This window comes from Virgibacillus sp. Bac332 (genome assembly GCF_003667785.1).
In the GTDB taxonomy this organism is placed as follows: Bacteria; Bacillota; Bacilli; order Bacillales; family Amphibacillaceae; genus Virgibacillus; species Virgibacillus salarius.
This window is the reverse complement of sequence record NZ_CP033046.1, coordinates 1,715,497-1,735,404: the sequence shown is the minus strand read 5'-3', so window position 1 is coordinate 1,735,404 and position 19,908 is coordinate 1,715,497. Positions and strand designations below refer to the sequence as shown.

General features: G+C 37.6%; 20 protein-coding genes and 1 pseudogene. 16 read left to right on the top strand and 5 right to left on the bottom strand.

Annotation, left to right across the window (positions count from 1 at the left end; all coding sequences use genetic code 11):
• Positions 1-121: 121 nt before the first annotated feature.
• The 4 genes from ehuB to ehuA all read left to right on the top strand — a co-directional run bounded on the left by ehuB (position 122) and on the right by ehuA (position 3,304).
• A complete protein-coding gene (gene ehuB, locus D9782_RS08285) occupies positions 122-1,030 on the top strand; it encodes an ectoine/hydroxyectoine ABC transporter substrate-binding protein EhuB (protein ID WP_121604500.1) in 909 nt (302 codons plus the stop codon).
• A 161-nt stretch (positions 1,031-1,191) separates the two neighbouring features.
• Positions 1,192-1,827, top strand: coding sequence for an amino acid ABC transporter permease (locus D9782_RS08280; protein ID WP_026683115.1), 636 nt, complete (start codon positions 1,192-1,194; stop codon positions 1,825-1,827).
• Positions 1,824-2,534 carry an ectoine/hydroxyectoine ABC transporter permease subunit EhuD gene (gene ehuD / locus D9782_RS08275; RefSeq protein WP_026683114.1) on the top strand — a complete coding sequence of 237 codons (711 nt, stop codon included), beginning with the start codon at positions 1,824-1,826 and terminating at the stop codon, positions 2,532-2,534. The genes D9782_RS08280 and ehuD overlap by 4 nt, the downstream gene beginning before the upstream one ends.
• Positions 2,534-3,304, top strand: coding sequence for an ectoine/hydroxyectoine ABC transporter ATP-binding protein EhuA (gene ehuA, locus D9782_RS08270; protein ID WP_026683113.1), 771 nt, complete (start codon positions 2,534-2,536; stop codon positions 3,302-3,304). Before ehuD ends, ehuA begins: the two co-directional genes overlap by 1 nt.
• Positions 3,305-3,667: 363 nt before the next feature.
• On the opposite strand, the gene murB is transcribed toward ehuA, so the two are convergent.
• From murB to D9782_RS08255, 3 genes are all read right to left on the bottom strand, one after another.
• Positions 3,668-4,600, bottom strand: a complete 933-nt coding sequence (murB, locus tag D9782_RS08265; RefSeq protein ID WP_200862600.1) for a UDP-N-acetylmuramate dehydrogenase — start codon at positions 4,598-4,600, stop codon at positions 3,668-3,670.
• Positions 4,601-4,651: 51 nt separating this feature from the next.
• Positions 4,652-5,392 carry an alpha/beta fold hydrolase gene (locus tag D9782_RS08260; protein ID WP_240455828.1) on the bottom strand — a complete coding sequence of 247 codons (741 nt, stop codon included), beginning with the start codon at positions 5,390-5,392 and terminating at the stop codon, positions 4,652-4,654.
• Positions 5,393-5,621: 229 nt separating this feature from the next.
• The gene (locus tag D9782_RS08255; protein WP_026683110.1) at positions 5,622-6,410 is read right to left on the bottom strand and encodes a histidinol-phosphatase HisJ family protein; all 789 of its coding nucleotides are present in this window, start codon (positions 6,408-6,410) and stop codon (positions 5,622-5,624) included.
• Between the two features lie 110 nt (positions 6,411-6,520).
• Here D9782_RS08255 and hisZ point away from each other — a divergent pair, with 110 nt between their 5' ends.
• The 9 genes from hisZ to hisC all read left to right on the top strand — a co-directional run bounded on the left by hisZ (position 6,521) and on the right by hisC (position 14,124).
• Positions 6,521-7,759 (top strand): ATP phosphoribosyltransferase regulatory subunit, encoded by a 1,239-nt coding sequence (gene hisZ / locus D9782_RS08250; RefSeq protein ID WP_121604498.1) that lies wholly within the window; start codon positions 6,521-6,523, stop codon positions 7,757-7,759.
• Complete coding sequence (gene hisG, locus D9782_RS08245) at positions 7,760-8,389, top strand: ATP phosphoribosyltransferase (protein ID WP_026683108.1); 630 nt, start codon at positions 7,760-7,762, stop codon at positions 8,387-8,389.
• 3 nt (positions 8,390-8,392) lie between these two features.
• Positions 8,393-9,691 carry a histidinol dehydrogenase gene (hisD, locus tag D9782_RS08240; RefSeq protein WP_240455827.1) on the top strand — a complete coding sequence of 433 codons (1,299 nt, stop codon included), beginning with the start codon at positions 8,393-8,395 and terminating at the stop codon, positions 9,689-9,691.
• A complete protein-coding gene (gene hisB, locus D9782_RS08235; RefSeq protein ID WP_121604497.1) occupies positions 9,672-10,256 on the top strand; it encodes an imidazoleglycerol-phosphate dehydratase HisB in 585 nt (194 codons plus the stop codon). Before hisD ends, hisB begins: the two co-directional genes overlap by 20 nt.
• Positions 10,257-10,317: 61 nt before the next feature.
• A complete protein-coding gene (gene hisH / locus D9782_RS08230; protein ID WP_026683105.1) occupies positions 10,318-10,923 on the top strand; it encodes an imidazole glycerol phosphate synthase subunit HisH in 606 nt (201 codons plus the stop codon).
• Positions 10,920-11,642, top strand: coding sequence for a 1-(5-phosphoribosyl)-5-[(5-phosphoribosylamino)methylideneamino]imidazole-4-carboxamide isomerase (gene hisA / locus D9782_RS08225; protein WP_026683104.1), 723 nt, complete (start codon positions 10,920-10,922; stop codon positions 11,640-11,642). The genes hisH and hisA overlap by 4 nt, the downstream gene beginning before the upstream one ends.
• On the top strand, positions 11,632-12,399 hold the full coding sequence (gene hisF / locus D9782_RS08220; protein WP_121604496.1) for an imidazole glycerol phosphate synthase subunit HisF: 768 nt from the start codon (positions 11,632-11,634) through the stop codon (positions 12,397-12,399). Before hisA ends, hisF begins: the two co-directional genes overlap by 11 nt.
• Positions 12,396-13,037: a bifunctional phosphoribosyl-AMP cyclohydrolase/phosphoribosyl-ATP diphosphatase HisIE gene (hisIE, locus tag D9782_RS08215; RefSeq protein ID WP_121604495.1), complete on the top strand. Its 642-nt coding sequence runs from the start codon at positions 12,396-12,398 to the stop codon at positions 13,035-13,037. Before hisF ends, hisIE begins: the two co-directional genes overlap by 4 nt.
• A complete protein-coding gene (hisC, locus tag D9782_RS08210) occupies positions 13,030-14,124 on the top strand; it encodes a histidinol-phosphate transaminase (RefSeq protein ID WP_121604494.1) in 1,095 nt (364 codons plus the stop codon). Before hisIE ends, hisC begins: the two co-directional genes overlap by 8 nt.
• Positions 14,125-14,379: 255 nt before the next feature.
• Here the strand turns inward: hisC and D9782_RS08205 are convergent, their stop codons facing one another.
• Positions 14,380-15,105, bottom strand: a complete 726-nt coding sequence (locus tag D9782_RS08205; protein ID WP_121604493.1) for a SurA N-terminal domain-containing protein — start codon at positions 15,103-15,105, stop codon at positions 14,380-14,382.
• Positions 15,106-15,759: 654 nt separating this feature from the next.
• Here D9782_RS08205 and D9782_RS08200 point away from each other — a divergent pair.
• From D9782_RS08200 to D9782_RS08190, 3 genes and pseudogenes are all read left to right on the top strand, one after another.
• On the top strand, positions 15,760-17,106 hold the full coding sequence (locus tag D9782_RS08200; RefSeq protein ID WP_121604492.1) for an IS4 family transposase: 1,347 nt from the start codon (positions 15,760-15,762) through the stop codon (positions 17,104-17,106).
• Positions 17,107-17,317: 211 nt separating this feature from the next.
• Entirely contained in the window at positions 17,318-17,980 is a 663-nt protein-coding gene (locus D9782_RS08195; protein ID WP_121604491.1) for a helix-turn-helix domain-containing protein, read from the top strand.
• Positions 17,938-18,810: pseudogene (locus tag D9782_RS08190) on the top strand (IS3 family transposase); the annotation flags it as partial. The gene D9782_RS08195 and the pseudogene D9782_RS08190, both read left to right, overlap by 43 nt.
• 106 nt (positions 18,811-18,916) lie before the next feature.
• On the opposite strand, the gene D9782_RS08185 reads toward D9782_RS08190, so the two are convergent.
• Positions 18,917-19,885 (bottom strand): siderophore ABC transporter substrate-binding protein, encoded by a 969-nt coding sequence (locus tag D9782_RS08185; protein WP_121604489.1) that lies wholly within the window; start codon positions 19,883-19,885, stop codon positions 18,917-18,919.
• Between the last annotated feature and the right edge of the window lie 23 nt (positions 19,886-19,908).

Below are 19,908 nucleotides of genomic sequence, written 5' to 3'. Positions count from 1 at the left end.
AGTTCCTCTAATTCTTTTAATCTATTTTTCAAGATTATTCCAGTGATTTTCACCTATGAATAAAGTCATCTGGCTACTTACTTATTCACTTTTACAAATAAAAAGGGAGGAAATTATTTACATGAAGAAATTTTTACTTATGTTTGTTTTAGGTTTCTTGCTAATTGCACTTGCAGCGTGTGGTTCATCTGACAATAATGAGAGCAAGGAAGGCGGAAACGGAGAGTCTGAAGGTAGCGGTGGTAAACTAGAAGAATTAAAAGAAGCTGGCACTGTCACAATAGGCTTTGCTAATGAAGAGCCGTACGCTTACCAAGATGATAATGGGGAGTTAAAAGGTGCTGCTGTGGATATTGCTGCTGCTGTCTTTAAAGAACTTGGCGTAAATGAAATGGATGCCAAGCTTGCTGATTTTGGACAGCTAATCCCAGGCTTAAAGGCTGGTCAGTTCGATGTTATCACTGCCGGCATGGCAATTAACTCTGATCGCTGTAAGAATGCAGCTTTTGGTGAGCCGGAAATGAAATATGGGGAAGGATTAATTGTTCAAAAAGGAAACCCGTTAAATTTAAAGAGCTATACAGACATTGCAGATAATCCAGATGTAAAAGTTTCCGTGATGGCAGGAGCAACCGAAAATGAATTCCTTAAAACAGAAGGTGTAAGCGAAGACCAAATTCAATCTGCAGATGATATCCCGGCAACCTTTTCTGCAGTAGAGTCAGGAAGAGCTGATGCAACTACTGGTACAGAAATGACTATTAAAATGGCACTAGAGTCCTCTAACTCTGATAAGCTGGAATTTGTTGAAGGATTTGAACAACCAGATGTGGAAGGTGTTCCAAGCTATGGAGCAGCAGCATTCCATTTGGATAATACAGATCTACGCGATGCCTATAATGAAAAGCTAGCTGAGTTAAAAGAAGATGGTACAGTAGCTGAACTTCTTGAAAAGAATGGATTTAGCGAAGCAAATAACATGGTAGAGCCCGGAATTACTACAGAAAAAATCTGTAACGGTGAACTATAAGAATTAAAATAACACGTACACTATAGTAAACCAATGACTCCATAGGGTCCGACTTCCCTTACCTTAGGGGGAGTCAGACCCTATAATTTTTTTGAGAAACCATACATCTAACTGAAAAATAAGGAGTGATCACTATTAAAGCAATTATAGATATTTTTCCCATGTTAGCGCAGGGGCTAACCATTACCATCTCTGTACTAATTGCCTCTGCATTTTTTGGTTATTTATTTGCGTTTATTGCAGGGCTTTGTCGCCTTTCCAAAAATGTTATCCTTCGAAAATTCACCGGATTCTATGTAGAAATATTCCGTGGAACCTCTCTAATTGTTCAATTATTCTGGTTATACTATGCAGTTCCTATGCTTTTTGGAATTGAACTTGGAAGTAATTGGTGGGTTGGCGTCATCGCAATCGCTTTAAACTATGGGGCTTATATGTCAGAAATTGTACGAGGATCTATACTCGCTGTAGCAAAAGGACAGACTGAGGCTGCCACTGCGTTAAATATGTCACGTTTCCAACGTATGCGCCTGGTTATTTTCCCGCAAGCGGTACGAATGATGCTTCCCGAATTTGGGAATTATTTAATTCAAATGCTCAAGGCTACATCACTTGTATCCTTAATTGGTATGCATGATATTTTATACTACGGAGATATATTACGAAGCTCCAATCTTTCACAAGCACCGACAGTCTATTTATTAGTATTAGTCTTCTACTTTATTCTTGCACTTCCATTAATTTTCTTGACTCGTAAAATGGAAGACATCTCGAAGAAAGGGGTGGCTAGTCAATGAATATTTGGAGCTGGGATGTATTTGCTGACGCGTTTTTAGTTATTGTACAGGGGCTTGGAATAACATTAGGTCTTACAATAGCCTGTTATTTATTTGCTTTGATATTTGGATTTTTCTGGACCTTCCTTAGAAGAATTCCTTTCAAGCCGCTTCATTGGGTCATAACTTGGATTATGGAATTTATTCGTTCTACACCACCTCTCGTTCAGCTATTCTTTATCTTTTATGCATGGCCGATGGTACCTGTGGTAGGAATGACATTAGACCCATTCACAAGTGCAATCCTTGGACTCGGCATCCACTTTAGCACGTATATTGGCGAAGTATACCGATCGGGCATTGATGGTGTAGATAAAGGACAATGGGAGGCTGCAAGGGCGTTAAACTTTTCCACTAGACAAAAATGGACTAAAATTATATTACCACAGGCTATTCCTCCGACCATTCCAATGTTAGGTAACTATTTAATTATTATGTTTAAAGAAGTTCCACTAGCATCCACCATTGGTGTGGCGGGTATTCTCCACATGGCAAATAGCTATGGTGCTCAATACTGGACTTATCTTGAGCCATTAACCATTGTAGCTATCCTATTCTTAGTAATGAGTTACCCTTCCGCTTTACTCATTAATAAGCTGGAAAAGAAAATGAATCGCCGCTTTGATAAGAAAGAAGCATTAAATAGTAGTAAAGGAGCGACAGCATAATGATAGAGCCGATTGTTACCTTTAATGATGTTCATAAATCATTTGGAGATGTCAAAGTATTAAAAGGAATTGATCTAGATATTAAGCCTGCAGAAAAAGTTGCAATCATAGGCCCAAGTGGTTCTGGTAAAACAACCATTATACGAATGCTAATGACATTAGAGCAACCAACTTCAGGAGATATTATTGTTGATGGTAAAAACCTTTGGAAGATGGAGAAAAAGGGGAGTATGGTCGACGCAAATGAAAAGCATTTGCGTAATGTCCGGGGAGATATAGGTATGGTATTCCAACATTTTAATTTATTCCCACATATGACCATTTTGGAAAACTGTATGACGGCACCGATCCACGTCAAAAATGAAGATAAATCTACAGCCAAGCAGCGCTCTATTGAGATGCTTGAAAAAGTTGGACTTGGTGACAAATTGGACAATTATCCTAGCCAACTTTCTGGAGGACAAAAACAGCGTGTTGCTATGGCAAGAGCGCTTGTGATGCGACCAAAGGTTATGCTATTTGATGAAGTAACATCTGCACTTGACCCAGAATTAGTTGGTGAAGTACTAGAAGTTATTCGTGACATTGCCAAAGAGGGAGAAATGGCAATGATTCTCGTTACACATGAAATGGATTTTGCTCTTGACGTAGCTGACAAAGTATTATTCCTTGATGAAGGTGTCATTGCTGAGCAGGGAACAGCTAGCGAGGTTATTGAGCATTCTACAAACGAACGATTGCAAAGCTTCCTGCATCGTTTTAGAAGCTAATGAAAAACATAATATCTTCCTCAACGGAGATGAATTAGCAATAGCATTGAAATCTCTAACCATTTTCTTTACTCAAAATACGAATAATCATGTTATCAATAGGAGTATCATCGCCGCACCGTGGAACTATACTCGCTTTCTGCGGGCACGGCCTCAGCTAACTTGGTAAAGAAAAACACGTTACCAAGTGGATCTTCGGACGCGTATTGTTCTCGCCGGAGTCTCGCTTATTTCAGGTGCTAAATGAATAATCCCAACCAAAAAACGAACAATAATTAATTTTCAACTAATTATCGTTCGTTTTTTATTGTTTCTTCATTCTTTTGTCTCAGCCTCTTTTGTCAGATATACGATTGCCATAACCTAGCGAACTGGATCTTCACCAATTATCTTAACTTCTCTCTCTAATCGCACTCCAAACTTTTCATTTACTGTATCTTGAACATAGCGAATGAGATTAATATATTCTGTAGCTGTTGCATGATCCTTATTAACAATAAAGCCAGCATGCTTTAAAGAAACCTGTGCTCCGCCAATTTGCTTTCCTTGCAATTCACTGTCTTGAATCAATTTTCCAGCAAAATAACCTGGTGGTCGTTTAAATACACTTCCACATGAAGGATACTCTAATGGTTGCTTCGATTCTCTTTTATACGTCAAATCATCCATTATAGCTTTTATTTCTGCATATTTACCTTTTTCCAACGAAAAAGTTGCTTCAAGAACAATATATCCCTTTTCTGGAATGTTACTTGTACGGTATGCTAGATCCAGATCAGATGCTGTTAATACTTGGAGATTTCCATCCTTATCTACTACCTTGGTGCTTACTAACACATCTTTTATTTCGCCACCGTAGGCTCCAGCGTTCATATACAATGCACCACCTACTGACCCTGGTATACCACAGGCAAATTCCAACCCGGATAACGTTTTAGTTAGTGCTTCTCGGGAAACATCAATAATTCGCGCACCACTTTGAGCAACAATTGTAGAGCCGTTAGTGGAAATATCCGTTAATCGATGAAGATTCATAACAATTCCGCGTATTCCCCCATCTTTTACGATCAAATTAGAACCATTCCCCAGTAATGTAAATGCAATCTTTTCTTCGTTCGCCAACCTTACAATTTCCTGTACTTCATGATATGTTTCAGGTGTTACTAAAAAATCAGCCTTCCCGCCAAGACGGGTATACGTATGATTCTTTAATTCTTCGTCCACCATCACATTACTCTCGGATGTAATTTCTATTAATTTATTGTATATATGATGACTCAATCCCACACGTATCATTCCTTTAATAGTTATTCCAAAATACTTGATGATACTCTTCTACATTGTAAGCTATTCAATCTGATCTTGCCACAAAAACTCATAAATGTATTGGTCCACTAGCTTACTCTCGTGTAACCCACTGTGACTTAAATGCAGATCGTCAATAATAACCTCTTCTAATTGATCCTTTGGTATAATCGTTCGTAACGACTTAATACTTTCTGGCACAGCAATTGCATCCCCCGTACTTCCAATACTTAATACTTGTGTATATTCTGGAAATGATCGCTCTCTCAAAAATTGTAAAGCAGGAGAATCGGGATGCAAATCAGTAGCAGCAGGATCACGATTTAGTTGGAAATATTCTTCACTATAGATCCCATCAAACGGGCTACCGATCGCTATAAATTTACGAACAGTAGGAAACTTCACCCCTTGGTATTGCTTCATATACTCCAAGGAGACGATTCCTCCCATCGAATGTCCAACAAGATTGACATTTTCAATAGAATAAACAGCTTTCATATCTGCTAAGACAGCAGCTAGCCAACCTGCTGTCTCTTCAAAACTTGCTCGGTTATTTTCAAAAATAACCTGAACAAATACAGGCTCTTTTTTACCTTTACTAAGGTTATATTTTTCAATTGCTCCGTTATTTTTCACAAAATAGACAAGTGCTTTGTTACCCCAGTTATAATCACTCTCAAATCGTTTTAGCATATGGCCAAATGAATTCACAGTTCCCTTATAACCATGTACAAACAACGTTGGTCGTATTTTGTCAAAATCTGACTTTGTTTTATTGGGCATATATACAAGGGCTATCAATCCTAGGATCACTATACATATGGACGCAATACTCATTAGATGTTTTTTCTTCAAAAATACTCCCTCATTTATCTGGCAGTGATCTAAACCATTACCATATCACCGGTTGATCTGGATTGGTAATGATACAGAAGGTTTCCCCTATTGCCCTTCATTATAGCATGTCTCATCGGTATTTTCCTTTTAGAAATAGTGACATTTGTTGAAGCAATTATATATGATGGAAAACTGGCTGTTTTCCCTTAAAAGTTGTAATATACGAAAAACCTAGTGATCGCAATAATTCTATCGCCTCTGCTAGTCCATAACCTACAGTAGACGCTTGATGGGAATCAGAACCAATTGTAATGATTTCCCCACCACACTCCTTGTATAACTTAAGGATATCTTTACTAGGCATGGCACTATTAAGACCATAACGGAACCCAGAGGTATTTATTTCTATTCCCTTCCCTGCTGGTATGATTTCTTGAAATATCTCCTCAATCAGATTCAGAAAGCTATGTTCATTTTTTCTTGTCTGTGTATATCTTTTTATCAAATCAATATGTCCTAAAACTTGAAAGTCTTTAAAATGAGTAATGCAATCTAGTAATTCTTGATAATACGCTTGATATGCCTCATCCACTGTTTTACCTTGAAAGAAAGCTCCAGAATGTAAATCCATTCCAGAAGTGGTATGCATAGAACAGATGATAAAATCAAATGTTTCCTCCTGTATCATTTGCTTGCAATTGTCTAACAAATGGGGCTGTACCCCTATTTCTAAACCCTTTTTTATGTTGATACGCTCCTTATATAAACACTGCATTTCTTTGATTTTTTTTTCATAGGCAGGTAAATCTAACTCAAAATGAATCGTAGGATCTGGATAATCCTCATCAATATGCTCAGTGAAGCAAACTTCCTTTAGTCCCTTCTTCAAGGCGGCTTCTATTGTCTCCTCCATTGGCGTATCACAATCTGCTGAAAAATTACTATGTATATGATAATCGAACATAAAAATATCCCTCCCTTTGGTTGACAATTCCTTTTATAATTATTAGAATACTATATAACTTTAATTAAATAAAGCGATAAAGTAATAAAGTGAAAAGGAGTAAACTTACAATGCAGCCTTTTTTAATAAATAGCTCCTATAGCAACGTTATAGACGATTTTCAGCAGCAAGAAGTATTAATAAACAAATTAAAACACCGTTTTAAAACCTATGGGTATCGTCAAATTAAGATTCCAGCATTTGAGTATTATGATATGTATGCTTCCATTAATGGAATTGTAAATACAGATGACATGGTTAAAGTTATGGATCCTAAAGGAAAGGTACTTGTATTACGACCAGACGTCACTATTCCTATTACACAGGTTATGGTCAATCATCCCACCACTCAAAATGATCGTTACTTTTATATCATGGACATATTTCGTTACCATGATCAAGCAAATCAAGTAAACGAACGAACACAAGCAGGAATTGAACACTTTGGAAAAAAATCAGCTACTACTGATGCAGAAGTAATTGCATTGGCAATTCATACACTGCAAGATATGGGTTTTATTGATTTTAAAATGGAAATAGGTCATGCAGGATTGTTCAAAGCATTAATATCGCTCGCTGGGTTGTCTAAGCAAGAATTAATCCATCTACAAAACTTTATTCAATCTAAAAATATAGCTGAATTAGAGCCCTACCTAAATTCGCTTGAGATTGATGATCCGCTGAAAGAATTGATTAGGAACATTCCTTTTCTTTATGGTCTGCCAGGTGATGTAATCAATGCTATTCAGAAATACGGATTACAGGAAAATATGCAAGCGGAATTACAGCACCTCATAGATGTTTATGACATTCTAAAAGCCTATCAGCTTACTGATTATATAATATTTAACCTTGGTTTAATTAACGATATGGATTATTACTCAGATATCATCTTTCAAGGGTTTATTGAGTTTATCGGGGAACCGGTAGTCATGGGTGGTAGATATGATCAATTAGGAAAACAATTTGGAGCATCTATACCAGCAATAGGGTTTGCATATGACTTGCAGTTATTAGAAAGGGCTTTACAACGGCATGAGTTATTAGCAACACCAACAACCATATCAGACATCATTGTTTATTATCATCCCTCTATGCAAAAGAAAGCACTAACTGATACGTTACATTTACGGAAATGCGGCTATGTCGTACTTAGCTTTCCTGATCAAGAAAACAGCCTGACTACTTCAGCATGCACCATCCACTATCAGAAGGATTCTTGTACGCTCATAAATAAAGGGAATTCATATCAATTCCATGACATAACTGAAGTACAGGAGTTATTAGTTATGCAAGAGGGGGAGGTTTAGTTGGAAGCTTTCACATTAGCGGTAGCCAAGGGTAGAACAGCTAACCAGACCATACATCTGATGAAAAAGATTGGAATTATTTTCAATAACTTTACATCATCAAGTCGAAAATTAGTTTTTTACAATTCAGATAAAACCATCAGGTTACTATTTGTAAAAGCTGTAGATGTCCCGACTTATGTGGAAAGAGGCGCAGCAGATGTCGGTATAGTAGGAAAGGACAATGTACTTGAATCCGAGGCAGATGTATATGACATACTCGATTTACGAATTGGGCAATGTACTTTTGCCATAGCTGGTAAACCCGGAGAGAATTTAAATAAAGAGAAACCAATTACCATTGCAACGAAGTATCCAACCATTACTCACAATTACTTTTCTAAAAAAGGCAAAGCCATTCATATTGTAAAGTTGAATGGCTCCGTTGAGCTAGCTCCCCTTATCGGATTAGCAGATGCAATCGTTGATATCGTGGAGACCGGTAACACATTAAAAGAAAATGGTCTAGTAGTTTTAGAGGAAGTAGAACCAATTAGTACGCGGCTCATTATTAATAAAGCAAGCTTTGCTATTAAAAGCACAAGTATACAACCATTTATTGAAAAATTACGATTGGGCTTGGAGGAGTAACACGTGAAACAAATAACAGGTGCGCAATATTGGACGGAGAAGAACCAAATCGCAAAAAGGAGAACATTAGATAACAATACTGATCAAACGGTTTTAGATATTATTAATCAGATTAAACAATCTGGAGATGCAGCAATTAGACAGTTAACAAAAGAATTGGATGATGTACTATTACCTAAATTTCAGGTTACTAAAGAGGAGTTTAAAGACGCATATAAACAGGTTAGTCCAGCTTTCCTTCGTGCACTTACAAAAGCAAAAAACAACATCCAACAATTTCATGCAAAACAAATGCAACAATCGTGGTTTACAAATAGTCATTCCGGTATTTTATTAGGGCAAAAGATTACACCACTTGAAAAGGTTGGAATCTATGTGCCTGGTGGAAAGGCAGCATATCCTTCAACTGTATTAATGAATGTTATTCCTGCCAAGATTGCTGGAGTAGAGTCGATACATATAGCTACCCCTCCACAGGCCAATGGAAAGGTTAACCCACATATTCTTGTTGCTGCAAAAGAAGCAGGCGTAGATAGCATCTATAAGATTGGTGGAGCACAAGCGATAGCTGCTTTCGCTTATGGAACAGAAACGGTACCAAAAGTCCAAAAAATTACTGGCCCTGGTAATGCATTTGTTGCTAGTGCAAAAAAATGCGTCTATGGGGATGTAGCCATAGATATGATAGCTGGTCCCAGCGAAATTTGTATTGTTGCCGACGAATCAGCACCAGCACCTTACATTGCTGCTGATCTATTATCACAGGCAGAGCATGATGAGGCGGCAAAGCCGATATGCATCACGGCGGATCGTACACTTGCAGCTGCCATCCAACTAGAAGTCGAAAAACAAACAGAATTATTATCTAGAAAGCACATTATCAAGCAAGCCCTAAAACAAAATGGACGCATTATTCTTGTTAAGCACTTGAATGAATCATTTACAATTGTGAATGATCTAGCACCCGAACATGTACAGCTTATGATAAAGGAACCGATGGAAAATCTGAGATACGTTAATAATACCGGTGCCATCTTTATAGGCAATTATTCACCAGAGGCATTAGGAGACTATCTAGCAGGACCGAATCATACGTTACCTACAAATGGTACTGCTGCTTTCTCTTCACCTTTAGGTGTTTATGATTTCGTAAAAAAATCAAGCATTATCCATTATGATAAAACAGCCTTGCTAGAAACAGCTGATGAAATAATTGAGTTAGCAATGACAGAAAAGTTAACAGCGCATGCAGAATCAATTAACCTACGAAAGGATGGCCGCAATGCGAAATCATACAATTAACCGAACAACTTCAGAAACAGATATTTCTCTTACCTTGAATATAGATGGAGCTGGTTATAGTTCGATTCAAACAGGAGTTGGATTTTTTGATCATATGCTCACCTTATTGTCTAGACATGGACTACTTGATTTAAATGTAAGCTGTAAGGGTGATTTAGAAGTTGATCAGCATCATTCTATTGAAGATATTGGTATTGCTTTTGGCAAGGCCTTTTACCAAGCACTCGGAGACAAACAAGGAATTACGCGCTACAGTAGTATAACTACACCGATGGACGAAGCGCTGTCTACTGTATCTCTAGATATTAGTGGACGTTCGTATCTTGTATATAAGGTAGAGGGGCTAAAAGATAAAGTTGGAGATTTCGATACAGAGCTAGTAGAAGAATTCTTTCAGGCTTTTACCAGCAATGCCAAAGTCACCTTACACATTCATAACGTTTATGGTACAAATTCACATCACATGATTGAATCCATATTTAAAGGCTTTGGCCGAGCACTCGATCAAGCAAGCCAAAAAAGCGAACGTATCATAGGTATCCCCTCTACAAAAGGAAGTCTTTAAAAGAGGAATGATACCATCCAATTGTATACAAAAAATCGGTACTATTGAAAGGACGTATAAGATGATTGCTATCATTGATTATGGTGCTGGGAATATGAAAAGCCTTCAGTTTGCATTAAACAGAAAAGGCCTGGAATGTTGTGTCACCACTGAAAAAAAACAGATTCTCAACAGCACTGCCATGATACTTCCAGGGGTGGGCGCTTTCCAAGATGCCATGACTACCTTAAAGCAAAAAGACTTAATCAATACCATAAAAGATGAAACTACAAAAGGGAAACCCTTATTAGGTATTTGTTTAGGTATGCAATTATTCTATGAAACAAGTGAAGAAGATGGAGAATGGGAAGGTTTCGGATTATTGAAAGGAAAAGTTAGTAGAATTAATTACACGGTTAAAGTTCCTCACATTGGTTGGAATACACTGCATATGCAGCGAAGTAGTTCCATATGCCAAAACATTCCAAATAATGCTTTTGTATATTATGTCCACTCCTATGCAGTAAAAGAATATGCATATAATTCTCTGGTTGCCAGCACTGCTTATGGTGGTACCATCCCAGCAATCGTCCAGCAGGATCATATTATTGGCATGCAGTTTCATCCAGAAAAAAGCGGTAACGTTGGACTTCAGCTTCTAGCAAATTTTGGGGAGATGATTTCATGATTTTATTTCCGGCAATTGATATTAAAGACAGTAGATGTGTCCGCCTTACACAAGGCAATTATAATAATGAAATAGTATACAGTAATAACCCTGTACATATGGCTTCACAGTGGGAAACGCAAGGAGCTGAATACTTACATCTCGTCGATCTTAACGGAGCTAAAACAGGTCAGTCAAAAAATATTGATATTGTCAAAAAAATAGCCGATACCATTTCCATTCCCGTACAGATTGGTGGTGGAATTCGTAGCCTAGCGACAATGGAGAACTACCTTAATGCAGGAATGAAAAAAGTGATACTTGGAACAGCAGCTATTGAGGACAAATCGTTTTTAGCTGCGGCTATTTCTAAATACCCTACCCAAACCATTGTATCGATAGATGCTAGAAATGGACTTGTAGCAACAAATGGCTGGACGGAAATAAGCAAGGTTAAAGCTAGAGATTTAGCAAAAGAGTTGGAGCAACTAGGTTTACAAACGCTAATCTACACAGACATTCTTAAAGATGGCATGCTAAGCGGACCAAATTTTACAGAACTCCAAATTATGCAAGCTTCCACATCAATGAATATTATTGCCTCTGGGGGAGTAACGACAATGAAGGATGTGACCACATTAAGCAAAATGAAACTACATGGTGCAATTATCGGCAAAGCACTATACGACGGATCCTTAACATTAAAACAAGGGTTGGAGGCAATAACAAATGTTAGCTAAACGGATTATTCCTTGCCTTGATGTAGCTGGAGGGCGCGTGGTAAAAGGGAAAAAATTTAAAAACATCCAGGACGTAGCTGACCCAGTAAAATTAGCTAAACGATACAATCAAGCTGGTGCTGACGAACTTGTATTTTATGACATCACAGCGTCTAATGAAGGAAGAGACATATTTCTTGATGTTGTTGAGTCTGTGGCTGCGGAAATTGCTATTCCCTTTACCGTTGGAGGAGGAATTAGAACTCTCGAGGATATACATCGTGTCTTACGAGCAGGTGCTGACAAAGTTTCTCTAAATAGCGCAGCCATCACAAATCCAAGTTTAATTAAGGAGTCTGCATTAAAGTTTGGATCACAATGTATCGTATTATCGATTGATGCAAAACAGACGGAACAGTATAAATGGGATGTCTATCTGAACGGAGGACGAAAACATACAAAGCTAGATGCAGTAGAATGGGCAAAACAAGGAGAAGCATTAGGTGCAGGAGAGATCGTGATCAATGCTATTCATACAGATGGTGAACAATTAGGCTATGACCTTAACCTGATACATTTAATCGCTTCTTCTGTCAGTATTCCAATTGTAGCAAGTGGAGGTGCAGGGAGTATTAACGATTTTTTGGAAGTTTTAAAACCTGGTCTTGCAGATGCAGCATTAGCAGCATCCGTTTTCCATTATAATGATATACCGATCCCACAATTAAAGAAGCATTTATACAACAAGGGTATAGAAATTAGGAGTGAGCGTATATGAACATAGAAATGGACGCTATAACATTTGGTACCGATGGATTACTGCCAGTAATCGTTCAGGATGCAACGAATGGAAAAATATTAACATTAGCTTATATGAATAAGGAGGCATTTTCCAAAACAGTCGAAACAAAGGAAGCTTGGTTTTTTAGTAGAAAGCGGCAGACACTATGGAACAAGGGGGAAACTTCTGGAAATAAACAAGCTGTCCATGCGATTTTCTTAGATTGTGATCAAGATGCGCTATTATTACAGGTAAGACCGCTTGGTCCAGCCTGCCACAAAGGCAAGCATACTTGCTTTCATCATGAGCTGTATCAGGAGTCTATTCCCCCTTATCAAGTTCTTGAACAGCTTAAGAAGCAAATAACCAAACGTAAACATTCTCCTGTTGTAGGTTCCTATACTGCCTATCTGTTTCGAGAAGGGCTTGATAAGGTATTAAAAAAAATTGGAGAGGAAGCTAGTGAGGTCATTATTGGAGCTAAAAATAAGAATAAACAGGAGGTAACCTGGGAAATAGCTGATTTAACTTACCATACGCTCGTATTGATGGAGCTACTTGATGTCTCCTTCCATGATATAACGAATGAGCTACAACAAAGACATAATCAGAAAAAGGACGTACGAAATGAATAGATTTTGGAGTGACGCAGTTAAACGGAGCACGCCCTATGTTCCCGGTGAACAGCTAAATGACCCTACCATTATAAAATTAAATACAAATGAGAATCCATATCCTCCCTCACCAAAAGTAAAGGAAGCTATTTACAGAGCATTAGAGAACAAGTTAAATCATTATCCTACACCAACAGCAGAGAATTTAAGAGAGAAAATTGCCAACTTCTATCATCTAAATAAAGAGTATGTTTTCATAGGAAATGGGTCTGATGAAGTGCTTGCTTTTTCGTTCATGGCATTTTTTCTGCCCGAAAAAAAAATCCGTTTCCCAGCAATTTCATATAGTTTTTACCCTGTTTATTGCAATCTTTTTCACATACCGTATCAAGAAGTATCCTTAAACAAGAACTTCACACTAAATCAAGTTGATTTTTTTGATTCGGATGGTGGTGTTATTTTACCAAACCCTAATGCACCTACGAGTATTCTAGCAGAACTTGACGTTATAAAAGCTATTGTAGAAAATAATCCTAATCGGGTTGTCATTATAGATGAAGCATACATTGACTTTGCTGCGGCTTCAGCAGTTTCACTCATTGACCAATATGAAAATCTCCTCGTCATACAAACGATGTCAAAATCTCGTTCGCTTGCTGGCTTAAGAGTAGGCTTTGCTATTGGCAATCCAGAACTAATTGAAGCACTCCAGCGAATCAAGAATTCGTTTAACTCCTACACCATTGATCGATTAGCACTTGCAGGAGCTGAGGCTGCTATTGAAGATACTACCTATTTTAAAGAAACAACAAATTCTATTATTCACACACGCAACTGGATGACGGCAGAGTTAAAAAAACGTGGATTTAAGGTATTGCCATCAGCAACAAACTTTTTGTTTGCTACACATCCTAGCTATGCAGCACGATCCCTTTATCAACAGCTAAAAATAGAAGGTATTCTTGTTAGACATTTTAATAAAGACGAAATTACACAATATTTAAGGATTTCAATAGGTACGGATCAAATGATGGAGCAATTCTTAGAAAAATTGGATACCCTTATTGCAGAAAAACGTCCTCTGCTAAGCAGACATACGAGCTTGTAAACATAGGAAATAGTATCGACATAAACCGTGGGGAGTTTGTTTATCCCACGGATGGTTAGTACCACAAGGGTATGACCTAAAGGCCTCTGAACCAATCGGACATTTACTGATAGTTTATACCCATTTACCAATACCTTGATGTGAAGTCTTACTGCCAGTTATATGCGGGATAAAGTGAAATCGACGTCAAAAGAAAAAAGCATCCGATATTTAGACAGCTTCTAAATGATCGGGTGCTTTCATACTAAGCGTTGCTTAGATTAATGTTTCAACCTTTGCATCCTTTTTTAATTTATCAACTTTTTTTTGAAGTTGTTCATTCGTTTTTTGTTGTTTAATTTGATTTTTGATTTGGTCTTTCAAATCCTTTAATTTACCAATCTCTTCATTTTGCTCTTTCAACTGATTGTAGTATTCTTCAACCTCTTTATCCGTTACTTTGACCTCCAACTGTGAATCAATATACTTGGTAGTAATTAAATCATCTTCTAACTGCCGTTTAAATTGATCTTCCGTAAGATTAAATTGTTCAAGAACTGCAGTTAACTGGTCACCATTCTCTTCTTTTAACGAATCAAATTCGGATTGAACCTCTTTATCTGAAACCTTAATACCCTTGCTTGCAGCATCCTGTCTAATTAAGTGCTGCTCAACCAAAACGTTTATGGTTTGTTCCTTTAGTTTATCTAGATCGCTCACATCCTGTCCATATTGCGCCATTTGGGTTTTTAATTGTGTATAGATCGGGTTGTAGCGTTCACCTTTTATTTCATCACCGTTGACAGAAGCTACAGCTGTTCCTTCTTCTACCTTCTCTTTATCGGTCACTTTTACTTGCTGCTCCTGACCCTCTTTTGATGTATTACCTTCTTCCTGCGTTTGCTCATCTTTCTTTTTATCACCTTCAGCATTGTCATCTCCACATGCTGCCAATACGATTGCTAAGGTTAGTGCTAATCCTAGCATGATAATTTTTTTCATTCGTTAGACCCCTCATTTCTTAATGAATGTCCTTTCATTCAAACATATTTAGGACAACCTTTTCAAGTGCCAAATGTGCCGTTTACTGCAAAAACATGAGAATAGCAAGGGATGAAAGCCCTATTTACAATTGTATAACAATAAACAGCACTTTCCCTAAATTATGCCACATTCGACACGATTTATGTGTGAGTGATTGATTGAGATTCCCAAGACTAAAGTCGCAAGCCCTACACCTGCCATTGTGACCGATGGAATTCATGAATGATTAGCGATCTCAGTCCACACCTCCTAGTACTCGCTGCCTTTCAGCTAACTCACTCTGGATAGGCGAAGGCAACGTCTTCATGTTTAGGCAGGCTACCATCTTCAAACGAGTCCATTTTCGTTACAAAATATTCAACACAACTATAGCAAATTAATGAAGTAAATAGTTAATATAAAAGAAATTAAATAGAGGCTGGTACAAAACACAACTTCTTTACTCAAAATACGAATAATCAAGTTATCAATAGGAGTATCGCCGCACCGTAAAAATATACGCTCTTTCCGCAGGCACGGCCCATAGCCGTCAAGTTAAGCAGGATATTTTAAAAACCAAAAAGTTATTCGTTATTCTGACATTATAAATGGAATAATTTGGAGGGATTACGTATGGCTAAGCAATATCATTTTGACTCGTTTGTAAAGAGTGTGCACGATATTTTATCTATTTCTGAACTTCGCAATGTTGCTCGAGAATCAGGTTTTGTACAACGATTGAAGAAGATAATGCCGGAAGATTTCTTAAGTATATGTGCCTTCTTACATGAAAAAGTTGGTACGGAGGGACTAGGACAGCTCTGTGCCTCCCTTTCTCGTGAATCAGAAATATCCATATCTAAACAAGCCTTACATCAACGATTAGACGAGAAAGGAGTGGCTTTTTTAAAACAAGTTTTTATGCGGTTAGCGGAAAAACAACAGATGTTATCGTTACCATCTCCATCTGATTATCCTTTTTCTCGGATCCGTATCTTGGATGGCACATCCTTTCAAGTAAAAAAGAACACCGCGAGTTATTGGGATGGAGTGAAAATACAATTAGAATATGAGCTGTATCAAGGGAATTTTTTGCATACGTTGTTCTATGGACCAAGAGACAGTGATCACGATGCAGCTGAAGAATTGGCAGATACAATAGGAGAAGAGGACCTTATCTTGCGTGACCTCGGCTATTTCTCAGGAGATCACTTTAAAAAAATAGATCGAGCAGGAGCCTATTATATTACTCGTGTTCCTGCCAATATGACCTATTGGACATTGGATGACAAGCAACGAAGAATCCAAATAAAGCCTGAAGAAGATGCCATGCATCTAGCTCCAGGAGAGATACAGGATTATGGGTTCATTCAATTAGGTGTTAAGGGAAAAAATACATTTCATGCACGTGTAGTCGTACAACGATTAACCGAAGAGCAACAAAAACAGAGAGATACCTATTTAAAAGAAAGAAGACGGAAAGGGGGGCATACCCAATCCGCCAACAAGAAGAATCATATCCAAATTCTTGCTACCAATATAACACAAGAAGAAATGGATGAGCAAACCTTGTATCCTATCTATTCCTTGCGTTGGCAAGTGGAGATTCTCTTTAAAACATGGAAATCGTTATTTGAAATTGATGATGTGCAGGCAATGAATACCGACCGCTTTTACTGTCATTTGTATGGGACTTTAATTCATATTCTTCTTTCTTCGATGATTGCTTTTCAGTGCCGTTACTGCCTTTACGAAAGGTATCAACTAGAAGGGAGTGAGTACAAATGTATCAACCATGCGAGAAACGCAATAGTAGAGACGAAGGGGTATTCACTCTATCACCTTTCTTCTTTGAAAGCTCTCATCGATAATATTTACCAGAACATATACCGGCATGGAAGGAAAGATCATCGTTGTCAGCATAAAAGTCCTTTTGATGTCTTAAACATTGCGTATAAAGTACATTTCCGTGCCGCGTAAGTAAAAGTGTAAAAAAGAAAACAAGTACCCATAAGAGAATACGGACTAAACTGGAAAAATATGTTTATATTTTCATTGCACCGTACTTCTTTTTTATTAGCTTGACGGCTATGAGGCACGGCCTCAGCTAACTTGGTAAAGAAAAACACGTTACCACGTGGGTCTTCGGACGCATGGTTCCCGCCGGAGTCTCACTTATTTCAGGTGCTAAATGAAAGATTCTAACCAAAAGACGAACGATAGTTATTTTCTACTAAGGTACCGACCCCCTGAAGTTAGAGTAAAAAATCTAATTTCAGGGGGTGTTTTTGTGGCTAAATATAGTGAAGAATTTAAAGTGAAGGTTGTTACCGAGTATATAGATGGAAATCTTTCATATCGTTCCTTAGCCAAAAAATATCATATGAGTAGCTCTACACCACTATATGAATGGGTGAAAAACTATGAGCGTCACGGTATGGCGGGACTAAAACGAAGAAATACAAAGAAAGAGTATTCTGTTCAATTTAAATTAGATGCGATACAATTTATGCTAGAGACAGGTGCTTCTTATACAGAAACTGCTGTTCAATTTAAGTTGAGCACTTCGTCCATTGTTAAACTCTGGATGAAAAAATTTCGCAAACAAGGTAAGGAAGGCCTGGAATTAAAACAAAAGGGGCGTCCTTCTATGTCTAAAAAACCCATGAAACAGAAGAAGCAGAAAGCAAAAAAGAGAACACGTGAAGAAGAGTTAGAACGTGAGAATGAACTACTAAGGCTAGAGAATGCCTACTTAAAAAAGCTAAAAGCTTTTCGGGAGAATCCGAATGCCTTCTACGAAAAGCACAGGCAAAGGTGGCATTCGAACTCAAAGAAGAAGGATTCCGATTAAAAGATATTTTTCCTATTGTGGGTATTCCTGAAGCAACCTATCACTATCATGTGAAAAATTTTGGAAGAGAAGATTCGGACACAGTATTAAAAGAAATCATTACAGATTTATTTAAAAAGTTCCATGAACGTTATGGCTATAAACGTATTACAGGAGAACTAAAGAAATTAGGATATGTTATCAACCATAAAAAAGTGTATCGCATTATGCGAGAATTGGGATTAAAATGTGTGAAATTTATGCGGAAATCCCGTAAATACAATTCCTATAAGGGGAACGTTGGAAAAGTGGCAAAAAACCGATTGTCTCGCCGTTTTAACACATCTATTCCACTTCAAAAGTTAGTAACAGACATAACGGAATTCAAATGTCTAGGCGAAGAGAAGTTATATTTAAATCCGATTCTTGACCTTTATAACGGAGAAATTATTACGTATGACATCAAAAAACGCCCAACATTAAACCTTGTCATGACCCCTTTAAAAGAATTAATAGAGATACTGAAGAGTCGGGCAATCTACCGCACTACGATCCACTCCGATCAAGGCTGGCATTACCAACACAATCAGTGGGTGCGGACACTAAAAGAAAATAAAATATTCCAAAGCATGTCGCGCAAAGCCACCTGTGCAGACAATGCACCAATGGAGAATTTCTTTGGCATTTTAAAACAAGAAATGTATTATGGTGAAAAATTAGTAAGCTATGAAGAATTAAAAAGTCGGATTGAAGAATATATCTACTGGTATAATCATGAACGAATAAAGGAAAAATTGGCTGGGCTGAGTCCAGTTGAGTACCGAACGCAATCCAGCCAATCAGCTGCATAGTATAAACTCTAACTTTTGGGGGTAACCACCTTATCGTTCGTCTTTTATTGTTTCTTCATTCTTTTGTCTCTGTCTCTACCAATTTACTAAGACATGCTTTTTGTAATTATTTTTCTAAGCTTGCTTGAATTTCATCAACCATACCCTGAACAGATACAAGTCCGCCACCAGATAAGTACCAGAATTCAGGATCAAGGTACACGATATTATCATTTTCATAAGCTTTCGTGCCTTGAACTAGTTCGTTCTCCACAATTTGCTTTGCAGAAGATTCTTCTCCAATTGCTGCACTACGATCAATAACATAAAGTAAATCAGGATTCTTTTCAACTACATATTCAAATGAAACATTTTGACCATGAGTAGATGCTTCGATATCTTTATCTACTGCAGGCACATTAAACACATCGTGAATAATACCAAAACGTGAACTAGGACCATATGCGCTAATCTTATCATCATTTGCTAGAATGATTAATGCATTCTCATCAGCTTGTTTTGCTTTTTCTTGTATTCCTGCAATCGATTCATCGATTGTTGCTAGTTCTTCTTCTACTTCAGACTGTTTATCAAAAATCTTACCAAGTGTACTCATGTTTTCTTTAAATGATTCCATGTAACGAGTAGTATCAACACCTAAGTAAACAGTAGGAGCTAATTCTGATAGCTGATCATATACAGATGACTGACGCCCTGAGATAAAGATGACATCCGGATCAATTTCAGCAATTTTCTCAAAATCTGGTTCCTTTAAGCTTCCGATATTTTCATATTCTTCCCCTTCATATTTTTCTAAATACGATGGGATATTACCTTTGGCAACACCCGCTACTTCTACTCCTAATTTATCTAATGAATCAAGTACACCATAATCAAAAACAACTACTTTTTCAGGATTCTGCGGTACTTCTGTATCGCCAAGTTCTTGCGTTATCTTTATATTTTCTGTTTCAGCAGTTTCCTTTTCCTTACTTCCGCTATTCCCTTCATCACTACTTTTTTCTTCATCTGAACCACAAGCAGCCAATGCGAAGACCATTATGCTCATGAATAGTAACAATAGTAATTTCTTCATCATAAACTCCCCAATCTTTTTAA